Origin of the sequence: Candidatus Thiodiazotropha endoloripes (genome assembly GCF_001708965.1) — a bacterium.
Lineage (GTDB): Bacteria > Pseudomonadota > Gammaproteobacteria > Chromatiales > Chromatiaceae > Thiodiazotropha > Thiodiazotropha endoloripes.
The window spans coordinates 239,929-255,535 of the sequence record NZ_LVJW01000003.1 but is presented as its reverse complement, the minus strand read 5'-3'; the positions used below and the strand labels follow the sequence as shown (position 1 = coordinate 255,535).

Here is a 15,607-nt window from a genome sequence, read left to right as displayed (position 1 = left end):
GAGCAGGCGATATGCAGTACAACCCGTTCCGTATCGGCAACAGCAGCAGACCGGGCCAGCTGTTGCGAATTTTACAAGCACTCCTGCTGGCGCTGCTGCTTTCGTCCTGCAGTCGTATCCAGCTGGCCTATAACAACCTCGACTGGCTGTTGCCGCATTACCTCAGCTCTTACATGCCCCTGTCCGATAACCAGGACAGCCTGCTGGAAGCGGGCGTCGAGAATTTCCTCCACTGGCATTGCAGCACCCAGGTCACCAGCTATGCGCAACTGTTGCGCGAAGTCGATAGACGCTTCCGAAGCGACGATCTGATCCGGACCGAACTGGTAAACTTCAACGATCATGTCCAACAGGCCTGGACGGGCATCCTGCAGCAGGGCAGCCCGGCACTGGGTGTTATCCTGCTCACCGCGGATGAAACCCAGATCAGGGAACTCTTCGAAGGCTTTGAGGAACGCAATAGCGAGTGGCTGGAGGAGTTCGAAGCCACCAGTGACGAGGAGTTGCGCGATGACTACCGAGAACGCATGAGCAAGGAGTTGCAACGCTGGTTCGGCGAATTGGACGAGCGGCAGGAACAGCTACTGGTCGTCTGGAGCAGGCGGTTCCAGCCACTGGGCCTGCAAGGATTGGAAGTACGGCGGCGCTGGCAGTCACGCCTGCAGGAGATCATGAACGCCCGCAATGACCCCGAGGCTTTCCAGCGCGAATTCGCTGAACTGCTGACCAACCCGGGCACACTGCGCACCCCGGTTTACCAACAGCGCCTGGATCATAATCGCGATGTGACGATCGACATGCTCTATACCATAGTCCTACAACTCAGCGATGCGCAAAAGCACCACTTGAAACGGCAGGTCAAAGCTGTGGCAGGCGATTTTGACGACCTGGCATGCAGCGGTGTGCCCGTAGCTTCTTGATTCGAGAACTGTGTTATCAACCGGGTGCTGAATCTGCAGCAAACCCTTTCCCGTGTCCTGCCCAAAACGACTGTTCGTTCTCTATAGAGATGAATGCTTTATGCTTGCTGTTGCCAGCCAGTGCCCGTCATTGACTGTGGGTACCGGTCACTCCCACTCGATTGTCGCCAGTCTGGCGCATGGAAATGCCCTGTTAATGACAAAATGCTACCGCTGTAACAGGTACACCGGTTGCGATCAGTATTGCGAATACACTCCAGCTTTCCCCTGAGCCCTTTGCACTTGCCATGCTGTTTGGCGCCCATATGAGTTATGCAACACCCATGGCTTATCAGACAAATCTGTTGGTCATGCGTGCAGGAAACTATAAATTTTGGGATTTTATGCGGGTTGGTTTGCCGCTCATTCTGATTATCTGGCTTGCTTATAGTTGGATTTTACCGGCACTCTATTATTCTTAGAGCTTCAGAATCAGGCTAATAGTGACTGAATTCCCATTAGATGCTTGATCAATCACGTGATTCTCTGCCAACAAGTGAGAATAGTGTCGGCCGAGCCAGGAAGGTCATTGAATATCAATGGACATAGTGTGAAATGGCTTCTATTCTTCACCGATTGGATAGGTTGGGTGTAATATCGCGCTGTAAGTGTTACACCTGACTTTTGATTTACTGAGGATATTCGAGAAATTGAGGACACTCATTATATGTAGCGTTATTATGCAATTGATCTATAAGTATTTTTATTGATATTACACAGTAGGCACCCGTATTAGGTTATCTTCTTTCTCTCTTAATAGAGCCTCGGCAGCAGTTTCCATATACGCTAAATGATGGACCTCCCTGTTCTTTGGTTCTTTGAGAGGAGCTTTATGCGCGAATCGACCCTCTGTCCAGGGATATGATTCAGTCTTCGATTGAAGTTGAGGCAAAAAATCTAATGATTGGTTTGAAAAAACAGCCGATCAGCCATCGGAGATAAACTAATCCTTGAAATGTCACCTATAGATTCAGGATAATCTGATGTTGGTCTAGTCGTAGATCAAACACCTATTTTGGCCCTTGACCCGCCAATACAGAAACGACAAGCGCCACGTAGGTGCTTTACAAAGACGGCCCAACCTCCGCCGAGAATAACACTGCAGGCTCCTGAACGGGCAGATATTGGTAATTATTTACCAGAATCCCCTGTTTCATTGAGACCGGCATGGTAGCGATCGATGGACGGCGAATATGAAAAATGGGTTGAATAAACGAGGATCAAAGCCGCGATGGGCCAAGCGCTTCGCCGACAAGAGACAGAACAAGGCGAAATTCTCAAACAACAAAAATCATAGTGACCCGGCTCTTGCAAACCGTATTTTCAGCGCGTTCAAGGACGGCATCCTGGTAACTGATGCCAAGCTTCAGATCATTGACGTCAATGAATCCTTCAGCCGAGTTACGGGCTACTCCCGTGAAGAGGCCTTAGGGCAGAAACCCCAGTTGCTCTCATCCGGCCGACATGGCCCCGATTACTACGAGCGCATGTGGCAACAACTTGAGCAAAATGGAGTTTGGCAAGGCACAATCTGGAATCGCAGAAAAAACGGGGAAGTCTATCCTGAGTGGCTATCCATTGAGGCGTTGACCGACAGGCGTGGTGATGTGACTCACTATACCGCGGTTTTCTCAGACCTGAGTAAACACAAGGATATCCACAATCAGATTCATCTGATGGCCTACTACGACTCACTGACCGGTCTGCCGAATCGTCAACTGTTCTCGGACCGGCTCGATCTGAGCCTCTCCCTGGCCAGGCGTGAAAAACAGAAAGTGGCACTGTTTTTCATGGATCTGGACCGCTTTAAGGACATCAATGACTCTCTGGGCCACACCACCGGAGATCAATTGTTGAATGCCGTTGCCAATCGACTGACCAACAGCCTGCGCCAATCCGATACCATCGCCAGGCTGGGTGGCGATGAGTTCACCGTGATCCTCTCTGGTATCCAGGATAATGAAAAGGCTCTCAATGTGGCAAACAAGATCCTTGACTGCTTTCAGCAGCCGTTTCGTGTTGGCCGGCGGGACATCCATATCAGTACCAGTATCGGCATCAGCCTCTATCCTGAACACAGCACAGACAGCGAGCATCTAGTCAGGCATGCAGATACTGCCATGTATCAAGCCAAAGAGGCGGGAAAGAACCGCTTCATGCTCTACACCCCGCAGATGGGTAGTCAGCACAAGATGCGGGTAACTCTGGAAAATGAACTGCGCAAAGCCTTGACTGAGAATTCCCTGAAGCTGGCCTATCAACCGCAAATTGATCTGACTTCCAATAAAATTATCACCATCGAGGCATTGGCACGTTGGAACCATCCGGAAATCGGAGCCATTCCGCCAAACCACTTCATCCCAATCGCCGAGAAGTGTGGCCTGATCAATGATCTGGGCAGTTGGGTGCTCCACTCTGCCTGCAGTCAGTTAGCAAAGTGGCGCCAGCAGATTGGAATTGACCTTCGAATCGCTGTCAATGTCTCAGGCATTCAACTGCTTGAGGGTCGGCTCGACAGTGATGTCCGACTCGCTTTAAATGCCAATAAACTACCCCCATCCTCACTCGAGCTGGAAATCACTGAAAGTGTGCTGATGCTTGAAAATCATGAGGCGCTCAACGTGCTTTCGAACATCAAGCAGATGGGTGTTTTGATCTCCATTGATGATTTCGGCACCGGTTACTCTTCACTCAGTTACATAAAACGATTCGATATTGACAAGCTGAAGATCGATCGCTCGTTTATTTGCGACGTCAGTTCCAGTGATTGCGACCGTCAACTGGTCAGAACCATCATCAACATGGGTCACGACCTCTCCCTGAAGGTGACCGCAGAAGGCATTGAGGACAAGCTACAACTCGACTTTTTACAGGAGTCAGGTTGTGATCTGGCACAGGGGTATTATATAAGCCCCCCGGTGAGTAGCGGAGAGTTGACCCAACTGCTACAAGAAGCGCAACGAAGATTGCAGGCACAAACGACTGATGAAACCGATTGCCTTGATCCCATCTGACGTCAGAGAACAGTGTTGTATATGACCACCTCGATATATTCGAGGTCTATAAAAAGCACTTCACATTCATAAACTCAGTGTATGAGTAGTGCCATTTTCAAGAGACTATTCTACAAGCTGATGACAGACATCAACGACTCTGATACCGCAAAGTATTACAATTCGAATGGGCATGGAAGTCAACATCGAAGTCCTATATTGTGTACAGGAAGTACGATCATGAATACTTGGCGGGCTTTAGTATGAACAAGCAGGCCAAACTGTTACTTGTGGATAGCAATCAGCCTTCGCTGAAGGCGATGCGCTGCAGTCTGGAAACCACAGGTTACAGGGTATATACCGCATCCAACAAACAGGACGCAGCACGACTGAACAATCTTGAAAAACCCAACCTCGTCATTCTCAATAATCGATTGATAGGCAGCATAGGGTTGGATCTTGCGGATACGCTGTTGGATTCAGGTTCTCCCTTCATCTTTTACCAGCATCAGCAAGCGCCAGATCCGCTGCATTCGCACGAGACTGGTGAAGATTCCGCCATCTTGCTCAGACAGGATGAACAGGTTTCGAGCTTGATTGCCTGCATCGAGTCGTTACTTAAGCAGTCCTTTGAGTCAGAGGAGCTCAAAGGGCAAGAACAGCACTACATCAAGGCTATCGAGACAGGTAAGATCGTTGGTACGGTAGTAGGAATTCTCATGGAACGACATCGACTCAACCGTGCCAACGCATTCGATCTGCTGCGAACTAGAGCCCGCTCCCAACGACGCAGTCTGGTTGAATTGGCACAAGAGATTCTGGATGCGCTGGAAACGCTCACCCAGGTTAGCGAATGAAGGCAACTTCGTCTGCTATAAGCAGAATAACCGTTCCCTCCTGAATATCAAGGCAGAATACTGGAAGCGGGATATGCCTGAAACATCCGACTATCCAGTCTTAATCGATTTAACACCCTGGGATTCACGCTGATTCTGATCTCTTCTGCTCAGTTTCAGGCCCTCCGGTTTCCAACAGACAACGGATCACCGGCCACCTGCACTACGTTGCCGTGACGTGCTGTGATTGCTGATAAAAACCCAGTGCTATGCTGACCAGTCCGATGCGGGTGAGGCTCGTGTCTCAGGCAGCAATTCGGTTGCCGACGGACATGCGCCGATCTTCATGCAGGAAGCCAGAATTTTGTCGATGATCGGATGAAACTTGATGCTGGCAATAATTAAAGGGTACTGCCCCCCTTTAATCAGCTGACGGATATTCCCTATGGAAGTCAGGGATAGCCGAGTTTCTGAAACCGCTGGTCTTGAAATAGTTTCTGATTTAAGGTCTACGGTATGACTGAGACACACCCCAAGGTGGGCAGCAGCGCCTGCCCCTGTTACCGGTGAAAGAAGAGGAGCGGCTCAACGACACAGTGCTGCATAAAAACTTCGTCAACCGGAGCTATCTCCTGCAGCGCTGGCAGCAGCTGTTGGAACAGGGTATCAGCGCCGCCGGCCTGATCGAGTTTCACACCATTCACAAGTATCTGTTGATGGCCCACTCCCAGGCCGCCTATCAACCCATGCGATGCCTGCTTTCCAACATACCAAGCAAAGAAATCAATGCTATATCTGAATGTGTTATCAATGAACTCATACTGGCGCTCAAACGTGGCGTCAAGCGTAAACGGCACGTGAATGTCCTTCATCACATCAATGGATACCTGAAACGTGAAATCGACAGTAACGACAACCCGAAGCTGAACGACAGACAGTATCGAGGCGAGACGCCGTTGGTGGTTCCGGTCAGCCTGCAGCATCACTACTTTCGGCGCCATCCCGATCCCTACATGGCGAAGCAGGTCTACCTGCAACCCCACCCGGACAATCTGGGTCTACGTAACCACATTTGAGCGGCAGAGTCACACCACCCATGCAATCCATCGTCACCGCCCTGCTGCCCATCCTGACGCTGATCCTTTTAGGACTGGCGCTGAAGCAGGTACGCTTTATCCCGGATGAGGCCTGGATGGGGATGGAGCGGCTCACCTACTTCCTGCTCTTTCCCGCACTCTTGATCCATACCCTGAGTCGCCAGCAGACCGACGGCCTGCCCTGGCTGGCCATACTCGGCGTGGTGGTCGGAGTGCTGCTGTTGAGCGCACTTCTGCTTGTGATCGGCTATCGCCTACTGCCAAAGGTCTCGGGCCCCACCTTTACCTCAATCTTTCAAGGGGGCGTGCGCTTCAATACCTATATCGCCCTGGCGCTGGCCCAATCCCTGTTCGGGGCCACCGGGCTCGCCCTGGGTGCGGTGGCAGCCGGTTTCATGATCCTGCTGATCAACTTCCTCTGCATCATGGCCCTGTCGATTTGGGGGGAGAGGCACCAGCGACCCAAGGGTGGCCTGGCACGGGATATCCTCGGCAACCCCCTGATCATCGCCTGTCTCATCGGCTGGGCATTGAGCCTGAGCGGCATCGGTCTGCCTGGCCCCAGTGAGGAGATCCTGGAGATCATCGGTCGGGCCGCCCTCCCTTTCGGTCTGCTGGCGGTGGGCGCCGCCCTGCGGCCCAGGGCATTGCACGGTCACCTGGGACCGACCCTGGCTTCTTCCCTGGTGCAGTTCCTGGTAAAACCCCTGGCCGCAGCAGGTTTGGTCCTGCTCACCGGCCTCACCGGGGCCGCCGCTGGCGCGCTGGTGATCGCCTTCATGACACCAACCGCCCCGTCCGCCTACATCCTGGCCCGACAGCTGGGGGGCGATACCGAGACCATGGCCTCGATCATTACCTTGCAAACCCTGCTCGCCTTCGCGGTGATACCGCTGATCGTCTATCTCATGTTGAGCTGGGGCGTTCTGACCCACGTCCTGTAACTACAACTGTCGCCCCGCTATGCGGCCATCCTCTCCGGACAGCTTCGGCCTGATCGCCATTGGCAATGAGATCCTGTTCGATCAAAATTAAAGGTCTCTGACTCCTTTAATCCATATCAGCAGAAACAGGGGCTGGTGGCTGATGGTATTGCTAGTGAATATCTTTTGCTGCATCTGCAAAAATAGATTCATTATAAAAAAAGGGCTTTGGGTAAATCCAAAGCCCTTTTTGATTTGCTCAGAAAAGAAACCATCGGTTTAGTATGACCTTTTATAAAGGGTCAACGAACTGGAGTGGTGGTTTAATCTTCATCATCATCTTCGGTAATATTCATAACAACCGAAATCGGGAAATGATTGCTAAAAGTTTCGCGCCATTCAGCAAACGATTCTGGAGCATTCTCTGGCAGCCAGAGAAATGCCCGATTGCCAAATAGATGCCTTTGAGCTGCTTGACTGACAAGCACGTGATCGACAATGCTGTCCAGTTCGGTGTCCATACGCGTGCTTTTAAAGTCTGCTGGCACGTAATCCATATAACCTTTGAAGGCCATGTGGTAATACATGGCTGGAGAGTATTTCAGAGTACCTGTTTCGGATACTTTTTGAGGGTTGTCATTAAAGTCACCCAAAATAATCCGGTCCTCCTCATTAATATTCATGGCTGTGAGCGCATCATCCAGACGATATTCAATCAATGTCATGGCTATGAGGTGATTTTCATCATTGTGCTGGCCTGGTGCCAGGTTGACATTTACCAGGGCAAAGTCATTCAGTTCACTTTCTTCGTCTTTGTCATTCGCTTCAAAATAACCGATGACTGGAGTGCGGGGAAAAAGCGCTGCACCGGCAAGTGATACCTGGGGAACCCTCATGGGAGCGATTGCAATTGCCTTTACTTTCTCTGTATTCCACAGGTAACCCACATACATGGAATCAGGCGTATGATTGTAGGGAACTGGGGGCAAGTAATACTTCCAGCTTGATCCAAGCTTTTTAACGATGGCATCAAGTTGCGTATTCCGAGAAACAGGGCCATAGGCATGGCTAATACCGATTTCCTGCAAGGCAATTACATCAGAACCAAGGTCATCACGGATAAAATCGGCAATATCGTTCAACTGCTCCTTGGTGCGGAGAGGAAGATCAGCTTCACCATGACCGCCATCAGAACCCCTGCCGTAAGTCCCCAGGTTTTCAATATTCCAGGTCGCGATTCTTAGTTGATCAGCAGAAACGGATGCACTGATGATCAGCGCGAAAAGAGCAAAAAATAAACGCATAACCCCTCCATGAAAAATCAAGACAGTTATCTCAAAAAAATAGCAAATCAACGCTACTGAAGCTTATAAAATCTAATAATTTTATGAAGTATCGCATATTTCATTGATCGGGGTTGGGTTAAAGGCTATTTATGCATTTCAGAGAGTTGTGAAGTGGCTGTGCTATATTGAGCCGCAAATAGTTAACGGTACTGCGAAATGAGTATAGAAAATATTAACACCCTTTTCGCCCTGCTACTGGTATAGCCGAGGATCAATTTCACCGGCACTGAACCGTTCACCATCCCGGCAAACAGTTTTCCGCTCATAAATCAGGATTTCGTGAGCACATATTTCAACGGATATGGGTCAACACAGAGCAAGATCAGCTAATGAGTATTGACATCAAGAAACTGTTGAGTGCGGCTCCGGCAATCCTGGAGGCCAGCAGCGAGGCCATCGCCACCATCGACGGCGACGGTCAGATCAAGGGCTTCAACAGCCACTTCCTGGAACTGCTCGGCATCGCCGAGGATGAATGCAAGGGTCTGAATATAAGCCAAATATTCCGTGACTTGGATGATACCTTCATCATCCAAGGGACCAAGGATGAATTTGAACCCGCCAAGCTCACCAGTGCAGAGGGTCAGGTGTCCTGGGTACTGGTCAAAGTCATCGGCATCGGCAAGACCGGCAGGGAGACCCGTACCGTGCTGGTACACGATCCGGAGACCATTCGCCGCATCATCGATCGCCTGGATTACATCGAGAACTATGACACACCCACCGGCTTGTTGAATCATCGCAAAGGCATCGTCGAGTTCGAACAGCTCCAGGCGAGTAATCTGGCCGGCGGCTGCATCCTGCTGGACCTGGAATCGGGTCCATCTGTGGCAGCCGGTATGGATCTGACCGCCTGCATCCGCTCCATAGCCGGGCACTTCAAGCTCATCGAAGAGCAGAGCGTGCTCTGCCGCCTGGCCAATTCCGAGGTCCTCTGTATCTACTCCTCAACGGAGCCGCTGCCGGCCGAAGCCCTTTCATCCCTGATCGAGGCCATCAGGAAGGACAGCAGTGTCCCCGACGGGGTCAGGCCGCACATTGCCCACCTGGACTGGAAAGCCGGCACCATATCGGTGAACGGTATCCTGGACCGTCTCAAGGCAGAACTGACTCCCATCGATGAGCCCCACCTGCTCGCCCACCTGGATGCCCAACAGCACGCCACATCCCACGCCTCGTTCCTGCTGCGCCTGAACCAGGCACTGGAAGCCGGTGAGCTGGATTTTTTCATCCAGCCCCAGATCTGTTCAGAGGGCCGCCAGGTCATCGGCGGCGAACTGCTGATCCGCTGGATCCCATCGCCGGGGGAGATCATCCCGCCGGCCCACTTCATCGAGTTCCTGGAACAGGGTGAATTCGCCGACAAATTCTTCCACTGGGCGCTGGTGCGCACCGCCCAAGTGTTGAAGACTGTCCATGATGAACTGGACATGTGGATACCGCTGTCGCTCAACCTCGCCACCACCCACTTCCACGACCGGCAGATGATGAAGGCACTGGCCGACACCATGCGGGAGTACAACATCCCCAGCGACATACTGGAGGTGGAGATCACGGAGCGGATCCTTGCAGACGACCCCGAGGCCGTGCTGGAGAACCTGGAACACCTCCGTGAACAGGGCTTCAAGATCGCCATCGACGACTTCGGCACCGGCTATTCCAGCCTCTCCTACCTACGCCGTTTTCCCTTGGACCGCCTGAAGATCGACCGGGTATTCGTTTCCAACCTGGAGGAAAACGAGGAAGACCGTCTGATCGTCACCTCCATCGCCTCCCTGGCACACATTCTGGGGCTGGAAGTCGTCGCCGAGGGCATCGAAGAACCCTTCCAGGCCTCGTTCCTCATGAATATCGGCTGCGAATACTTCCAGGGCTACCTGACCGGCAGGCCCATGCCCGTCGATGCCTTCATCGAGTTCACCAGGCACAATCCCGAACACAGCGAATGGCTGGACGAACCCAGCAAGTTCCGCAGCGAACACAGCCTGGAGAGCAAGGCCCGGAAGGTCAAATGGAAAAAGAGCTTCTCCACCGACGTAGTCTCCGTCGACAATGAACACCGCGCACTGATCGATGCCCTGAATGCCTTCAGCGACCTGTTTATAAAAGATCCCGAATCCATCGATATCACCGAGACTCTGGACGTGATCGCACTGGAGGCCATCAAGCATTTCGATCACGAGGAAGACGTGATGTTCAACATCGGCTATCCCCGCTATGAAATGCACCGGGAAAAACACAAGTGGCTGATTGCCGACATCGCCAAGCGCAAACTGGAGATCAGCGAGCACAAACAGAGCACCAGTTTCGACGAGGTCCTGCAGTACCTGAAATACTGGCTGTTGCGTCACCTGGTGAGCGAGGATACCCACCTGCACCGTTTCATCAACAAGCCGTCCTCGGAACGGCGCACCTGAATCTGTGTTAGGCGTATAGGAAATATTAACACCCTTTTTTCCCTGCCACGGGTATAGCCGAGGACCAATCCCACCGGCACTGAACCGTCCTCCTTCCCGGTAAACCGCCGCGAAACCGCACAAATCACCCGTCTGGCGGGTCGAATCAACCCGTTACTCAGGTACCCGGTAATTACCTGCCCTGCGCTGCCATAAGCGCAGCGAATGCCGGTAAATACTCGTCAACGATCTGATAGAGAAGGGTTTGCTCGGGCCGGTGACGCTGGTAGCCACCCGCATCCACGTCCCGGCCGGCCATCCTGGCCACCACATGAGGTAGGCAATCGATATAGAGTCAGCCAGTGCCAGACATTGCCTGCCAGTGCCGCTCACTCCCACTCGATTGTAAATAATCCTTTTTTATCTTTTATATTCAATGGCTTATTTTTCCACTGATTGGTAATACCATGAAAAATACCATGCTGAGAAATGGTCACTATATTATCACTATTAATTCAAATCTAATGCGACCAATTGACAAGCTCTGTCAGCTTTCACTGTAGCTCAGGCGCCAATCAACGACACGCCCTTGCGTAATCACAGCATAATAACTATCATCATTTGATGTCATATATTATGCCTTCCAATGAAGGAGGATTACTTATGAGAACCACACTGAACATCGATGACCAATTACTAGAAGAGGCTCAGCGGATTACCGGGGTGAGCGAGAAAGTTGCTCTCGTTCGAGAGGGACTGCGCGCCCTGATTGAACGAGAGAGCGCTCGCCGGTTGGCGCGACTGGGTGGAAGCGAGCCTCAGCTGAAGCCAATACCTCGTCGCCAGTCCGCTCCTGCAAAATGATCCTGGTCGATACTTCGATCTGGATCGACCATCTGCGCTCCGGCGATACCCGGCTTGCTGATTTACTGGCTCAAAGTCAGGTACTGGCACACCCTTTTGTCGTAGGTGAACTGGCATGCGGCAATTTGCGTAACCGCGATGAAATTCTCAGACTGCTCAATGACCTTCCACAGTCACCGATCGCCACTCCAGCAGAGGCACTGCACTTTATCGAAAGTCATCAGCTGATGGGGCTGGGAGTCGGTTATATTGATATCCATCTGCTTGCTGCAACCGCATTGGCGGAAAATGCTAGGCTCTGGACAGGCGATAAACGACTGAAGAAAGTTTCAAGCGAGATGAAACTGGTGTTTGACGAATAACCACTGGATTATCTGAAATCCAGCGGCCAACTTGTTTAGCATAGAGTGCTGCGGCTACCCTGCCCACACTCCGGGACTCATAAAGCGGTCATCAATATGCCCGCTCAGCTGAGCGCCATAAAATACCATGACAGCATCAATCTACTTCTCATGGTATCACTTCTTTTTGCCTTACAGAGCGCAGAAAATACCATGAATAATACCATTGATGACGTAGATTATATTGTTGATCATGTTATTTTAATTGTTATAAATCAACGTGTTAAAAACCCCTGTCACTCCCACTCAATGGTCGCCGGCGGCTTACTGGAAATATCATAGGCCACACGTGAGATACCCGACACTTCATTGATGATTCTGCGCGAAACCTCTTCCAGAAAATCAAATGGCAGATGAGCAAACTTGGCGGTCATGAAGTCGACTGTCTTCACCGCTCTCAGCGTGACCACATATTCATAGCGCCGTGCATCGCCCACAACGCCCACTGATTTAACCGGTAGGAACACGGCGAATGCCTGGCTCACCTCATCATAGAGATTGTGCTTGTGCAGCTCTTCAATATAGATGTGATCCGCCTGGCGCAGCAGGTCAGCATACTCTTTCTTGACCTCGCCAAGAATCCGCACACCGAGCCCCGGCCCGGGAAATGGGTGGCGGTAGATCATCTCATAGGGGAGACCCAACTCAATGCCAATTTTGCGCACCTCATCCTTGAACAGTTCGCGCAGAGGTTCAACCAGGGCCAGTTTCATGTACTCCGGCAGACCACCCACATTGTGGTGTGACTTGATCACATGAGCCTTGCCCGACTTGGCGCCGGCAGACTCGATCACATCCGGATAGATGGTGCCCTGCGCCAGGAAGGAGACATCCTCCAGCTTGCTCGCCTCCTCCTCGAAGATATCGATGAACAGATTGCCGATGATCTTGCGTTTCTGTTCAGGGTCGGTGACACCGCGCAGCGCTTTGAGAAAGCGATCTTCCGCATCGACACGGATCACCTTAACACCCATATGCTCGGCAAAGGTGGCCATCACCTGGTCCCCCTCATGCAATCGCAGCAGTCCGTTGTCGACAAACACGCAAGTCAGCTGATCGCCGATCGAACGATGCAGCAACGCAGCGACCACGGATGAATCAACCCCGCCGGAGAGCCCCAGCACCACCTGTTGTTCACCCACCAGTTCACGCACATGGTGAATGCTGTCCTCGATGATCTGTCCGGGTGTCCAGAGCACTTCACAGCCACAGATCTCAAACAGAAAACGTTCGATGATACGCTTGCCCTGACGGGTGTGAGTCACCTCGGGATGGAACTGCAGACCATAGTAGCCGCGAGATTCATCAGCTATACCCGCCACCGGAGCATTCTCGGTTTCACAGATCACCTGAAAACCTTCGGGCAGGGACTCGACACGATCCCCATGGCTCATCCACACATCCAGCAGGCCATAGCCTTCCGGACTGGTATGATCCTCGATATCCTTCAGCAGGCGCGAGTGCCCTCTGGCACGTACCTGGGCATAGCCATATTCATGCTTGTCGGAAGACGCCACTTCGCCACCAAGTTGTGCGGCCATGGTCTGCATGCCGTAGCAGATACCCAACAGCGGCACCCCAAGCTCAAACACATCTTGTGGTGCAGCGGGCGCTTCATCGGCGGTGACCGTCTCTGGGCCACCGGAGAGAATGATGCCGGCAGGCTTGCTACCGGAGAGCCCTTCATCCGCATTGTCATAGGGATAGATCTCACAATAGACACCGGCTTCACGCACCCGGCGTGCAATCAGTTGTGTATATTGAGATCCAAAGTCCAGAATCAGGATTCGATGGGCATGAATATCAGTTGTCATTACTAGGGCCTGCTAAGACTTAACCGGTAAAGTGGATCACAAACGATCAATCACGCCGATAGTTGGGCGCTTCCTTGGTAATCGTTACATCGTGCACGTGGGATTCAGTGACACCCGCATTGGTGATCCTGACAAACTCCGGCTTGGTGCGCATTTCGTCGATATTGGCGCAACCGGTATAGCCCATGCTGGATCGAATACCACCGATGATCTGGTAGATGATCGCCACCACCGGACCTTTGTAGGGCACCCGCCCTTCAATACCTTCCGGTACCAGCTTCTCTTTCTCACTGGACTCCTGGAAGTAACGATCACTGGAACCATCCTTGCCGGACATGGCGCCAAGTGATCCCATGCCCCGGTAAGACTTGTAGGAACGCCCCTGAAAGATCTCCACTTCACCCGGCGCTTCATCGGTTCCGGCAAACATACCGCCAATCATCACAGAGTAGCCGCCGGCCGCGAGAATCTTTGAAATATCCCCGGAATAGCGCAGGCCACCATCAGCAATCAGTGGCACTCCGGTGCCTTCCAGCACCTTGGCCACATTGGAAACCGCCGTCACCTGGGGTACACCGACACCCGCAACCACCCTTGTGGTGCAGATCGAACCGGGCCCGATACCCACTTTCACCGCATCGGCACCGGCTTTGACCAGATCGAGCGCGGCATCAGCGGTGGCGATGTTGCCGCCAATAACCTGTACTTGAGGGTAGGTCTTCTTTACCCAGGCGACCCGATCCAGTACACCTTGTGAGTGTCCGTGGGCGGTATCCACAACCACCACATCGACACCGGCCTGGACCAGTGCGTCCACACGCTCTTCGGTACCTTCACCGACACCAACGGCCGCCCCAACCCGCAGTCGCTCCTGATCATCCCGGCAGGCGTTGGGATTGTCTTTCGCCTTCTGGATATCCTTGGCGGTGATCATCCCCTGCAATTCAAAGCTATCATCAACCACCAGTACCTTTTCGATACGGTGCTTATGCAGCAGGCTCATCACCTCATCACGGCTGGCACCCTCTTTGACCGTCACCAGGTCTTCCTTACGGGTCATGATATTGCGTACCGGATCATCCATTTTGCGTTCAAATCGCAGATCCCGACCGGTGACAATTCCAACCAATTCCTTGCCATCCACCACCGGTACGCCGGAGATGTTTCTGGAGTGGGTGAGTTCAACCACTTCGCCAATGCTGACGTAGGGTCCAACGGTGATCGGATCCCGGATCACACCACTCTCATATTTTTTGACCTTCTCCACCTCCTGGGCCTGAGTGGTGGCATCCATATTCTTATGGATGATGCCGATACCCCCTTCCAGCGCCAGAGCAATGGCAAATCTGGATTCGGTAACCGTGTCCATGGCAGCAGAAACCAACGGGATATTGAGATCGATCTCCCGGGTCAGTTTGGTCCTTAAATCGACGTCCTTTGGCAGTACCTGTGAGTGGGCGGGTACCAGGAGTACATCGTCAAATGTGAGGGCTTCCTCGATTACACGCATAGCATTTTTTCCGGCTGGAGGGATGAAGTAGCCGGGCATTATAGAAGTTGCAGTCTAACCGGTAAACCTGCAACAAGTTCACCACAACCCTGCACACCCCCTGAAGCTTCGCCAATCGGCAGCCAATGGCACGCGTAGTAAAGTCACTTTTAGTGAATTTTCAATACGTTACAAAATTTCGCAATAAGTCATCATGGACACACAACTGACTTTGTGTACGGCCATTTCCAGCGCCACCTCACGGCCGAGTAAGGGGTTCGGCCTGGAATATCGATTGATCACCGGCTCTAAAACCCTCTTGGCATCGAATTTCACCCTATTGCGAGTCGACCGGCAGTCGATTCATTCACCTTTCAATTTGGCCAGCCATCGAATTGAATTCTTGACCGTACCGCGACCTGCCAATCCTCTCAGCAACCTGCATTTCGAGGATTCTGGCGCTATGCTAAGGATTAAGGAATCGGACAA

Annotated in this window: 12 protein-coding genes and 1 pseudogene; 10 read left to right on the top strand and 3 right to left on the bottom strand. The window is 52.2% G+C overall.

Annotated features, from left to right (window positions below):
- Positions 1 to 11: 11 nt before the first annotated feature.
- The 7 genes and pseudogenes from A3193_RS01160 (at position 12) to A3193_RS01140 (ending at position 6,829) form a co-directional block, all read left to right on the top strand.
- Positions 12 to 920, top strand: a complete 909-nt coding sequence (locus A3193_RS01160) for a DUF6279 family lipoprotein (RefSeq protein WP_069013834.1) — start codon at positions 12 to 14, stop codon at positions 918 to 920.
- Between the two features lie 218 nt (positions 921 to 1,138).
- Positions 1,139 to 1,381: pseudogene (locus A3193_RS21055) on the top strand (SLC13 family permease); the annotation flags it as partial.
- A 771-nt stretch (positions 1,382 to 2,152) separates the two neighbouring features.
- The gene (locus A3193_RS01155; RefSeq protein ID WP_069013833.1) at positions 2,153 to 3,973 is read left to right on the top strand and encodes a putative bifunctional diguanylate cyclase/phosphodiesterase; all 1,821 of its coding nucleotides are present in this window, start codon (positions 2,153 to 2,155) and stop codon (positions 3,971 to 3,973) included.
- Positions 3,974 to 4,215: 242 nt separating this feature from the next.
- Entirely contained in the window at positions 4,216 to 4,809 is a 594-nt protein-coding gene (locus A3193_RS01150; protein ID WP_069013832.1) for an ANTAR domain-containing response regulator, read from the top strand.
- 226 nt (positions 4,810 to 5,035) lie between these two features.
- Positions 5,036 to 5,170 carry a hypothetical protein gene (locus A3193_RS20870; RefSeq protein ID WP_268802978.1) on the top strand — a complete coding sequence of 45 codons (135 nt, stop codon included), beginning with the start codon at positions 5,036 to 5,038 and terminating at the stop codon, positions 5,168 to 5,170.
- Positions 5,171 to 5,354: 184 nt separating this feature from the next.
- Positions 5,355 to 5,864 carry a YbgA family protein gene (locus tag A3193_RS01145; protein ID WP_069013831.1) on the top strand — a complete coding sequence of 170 codons (510 nt, stop codon included), beginning with the start codon at positions 5,355 to 5,357 and terminating at the stop codon, positions 5,862 to 5,864.
- Between the two features lie 20 nt (positions 5,865 to 5,884).
- Positions 5,885 to 6,829 carry an AEC family transporter gene (locus tag A3193_RS01140; protein ID WP_069004368.1) on the top strand — a complete coding sequence of 315 codons (945 nt, stop codon included), beginning with the start codon at positions 5,885 to 5,887 and terminating at the stop codon, positions 6,827 to 6,829.
- A 302-nt stretch (positions 6,830 to 7,131) separates the two neighbouring features.
- On the opposite strand, the gene A3193_RS01135 is transcribed toward A3193_RS01140, so the two are convergent.
- Complete coding sequence (locus tag A3193_RS01135) at positions 7,132 to 8,112, bottom strand: endonuclease/exonuclease/phosphatase family protein (RefSeq protein WP_069013830.1); 981 nt, start codon at positions 8,110 to 8,112, stop codon at positions 7,132 to 7,134.
- A 371-nt stretch (positions 8,113 to 8,483) separates the two neighbouring features.
- Here A3193_RS01135 and A3193_RS01130 point away from each other — a divergent pair, with 371 nt between their 5' ends.
- From A3193_RS01130 to A3193_RS01120, 3 genes are all read left to right on the top strand, one after another.
- Positions 8,484 to 10,571 (top strand): EAL domain-containing protein, encoded by a 2,088-nt coding sequence (locus tag A3193_RS01130; protein ID WP_069013829.1) that lies wholly within the window; start codon positions 8,484 to 8,486, stop codon positions 10,569 to 10,571.
- 642 nt (positions 10,572 to 11,213) lie between these two features.
- Positions 11,214 to 11,414: a type II toxin-antitoxin system VapB family antitoxin gene (locus tag A3193_RS01125; protein ID WP_069004365.1), complete on the top strand. Its 201-nt coding sequence runs from the start codon at positions 11,214 to 11,216 to the stop codon at positions 11,412 to 11,414.
- Positions 11,411 to 11,776: a type II toxin-antitoxin system VapC family toxin gene (locus tag A3193_RS01120; protein ID WP_069004364.1), complete on the top strand. Its 366-nt coding sequence runs from the start codon at positions 11,411 to 11,413 to the stop codon at positions 11,774 to 11,776. Before A3193_RS01125 ends, A3193_RS01120 begins: the two co-directional genes overlap by 4 nt.
- A 275-nt stretch (positions 11,777 to 12,051) precedes the next feature.
- Here the strand turns inward: A3193_RS01120 and guaA are convergent, their stop codons facing one another.
- Together guaA and guaB are read right to left on the bottom strand one after the other, a co-directional pair.
- Positions 12,052 to 13,629: a glutamine-hydrolyzing GMP synthase gene (gene guaA, locus A3193_RS01115; RefSeq protein WP_069013828.1), complete on the bottom strand. Its 1,578-nt coding sequence runs from the start codon at positions 13,627 to 13,629 to the stop codon at positions 12,052 to 12,054.
- Between the two features lie 46 nt (positions 13,630 to 13,675).
- The gene (gene guaB, locus A3193_RS01110) at positions 13,676 to 15,139 is read right to left on the bottom strand and encodes an IMP dehydrogenase (protein ID WP_069004835.1); all 1,464 of its coding nucleotides are present in this window, start codon (positions 15,137 to 15,139) and stop codon (positions 13,676 to 13,678) included.
- Between the last annotated feature and the right edge of the window lie 468 nt (positions 15,140 to 15,607).

Coding starts and splice junctions, on each gene's coding strand:
- A3193_RS01155 (WP_069013833.1), top strand. CDS start 2,153: ATGAAAAATGGGTTGAATAAACGAGGATCAAAGCCGCGATGGGCCAAG.
- A3193_RS01120 (WP_069004364.1), top strand. CDS start 11,411: ATGATCCTGGTCGATACTTCGATCTGGATCGACCATCTGCGCTCCGGC.
- A3193_RS01130 (WP_069013829.1), top strand. CDS start 8,484: ATGAGTATTGACATCAAGAAACTGTTGAGTGCGGCTCCGGCAATCCTG.
- A3193_RS01135 (WP_069013830.1), bottom strand. CDS start 8,112: ATGCGTTTATTTTTTGCTCTTTTCGCGCTGATCATCAGTGCATCCGTT.
- guaA (WP_069013828.1), bottom strand. CDS start 13,629: ATGACAACTGATATTCATGCCCATCGAATCCTGATTCTGGACTTTGGA.
- guaB (WP_069004835.1), bottom strand. CDS start 15,139: ATGCGTGTAATCGAGGAAGCCCTCACATTTGACGATGTACTCCTGGTA.
- A3193_RS01150 (WP_069013832.1), top strand. CDS start 4,216: ATGAACAAGCAGGCCAAACTGTTACTTGTGGATAGCAATCAGCCTTCG.
- A3193_RS01125 (WP_069004365.1), top strand. CDS start 11,214: ATGAGAACCACACTGAACATCGATGACCAATTACTAGAAGAGGCTCAG.
- A3193_RS01160 (WP_069013834.1), top strand. CDS start 12: ATGCAGTACAACCCGTTCCGTATCGGCAACAGCAGCAGACCGGGCCAG.
- A3193_RS01140 (WP_069004368.1), top strand. CDS start 5,885: ATGCAATCCATCGTCACCGCCCTGCTGCCCATCCTGACGCTGATCCTT.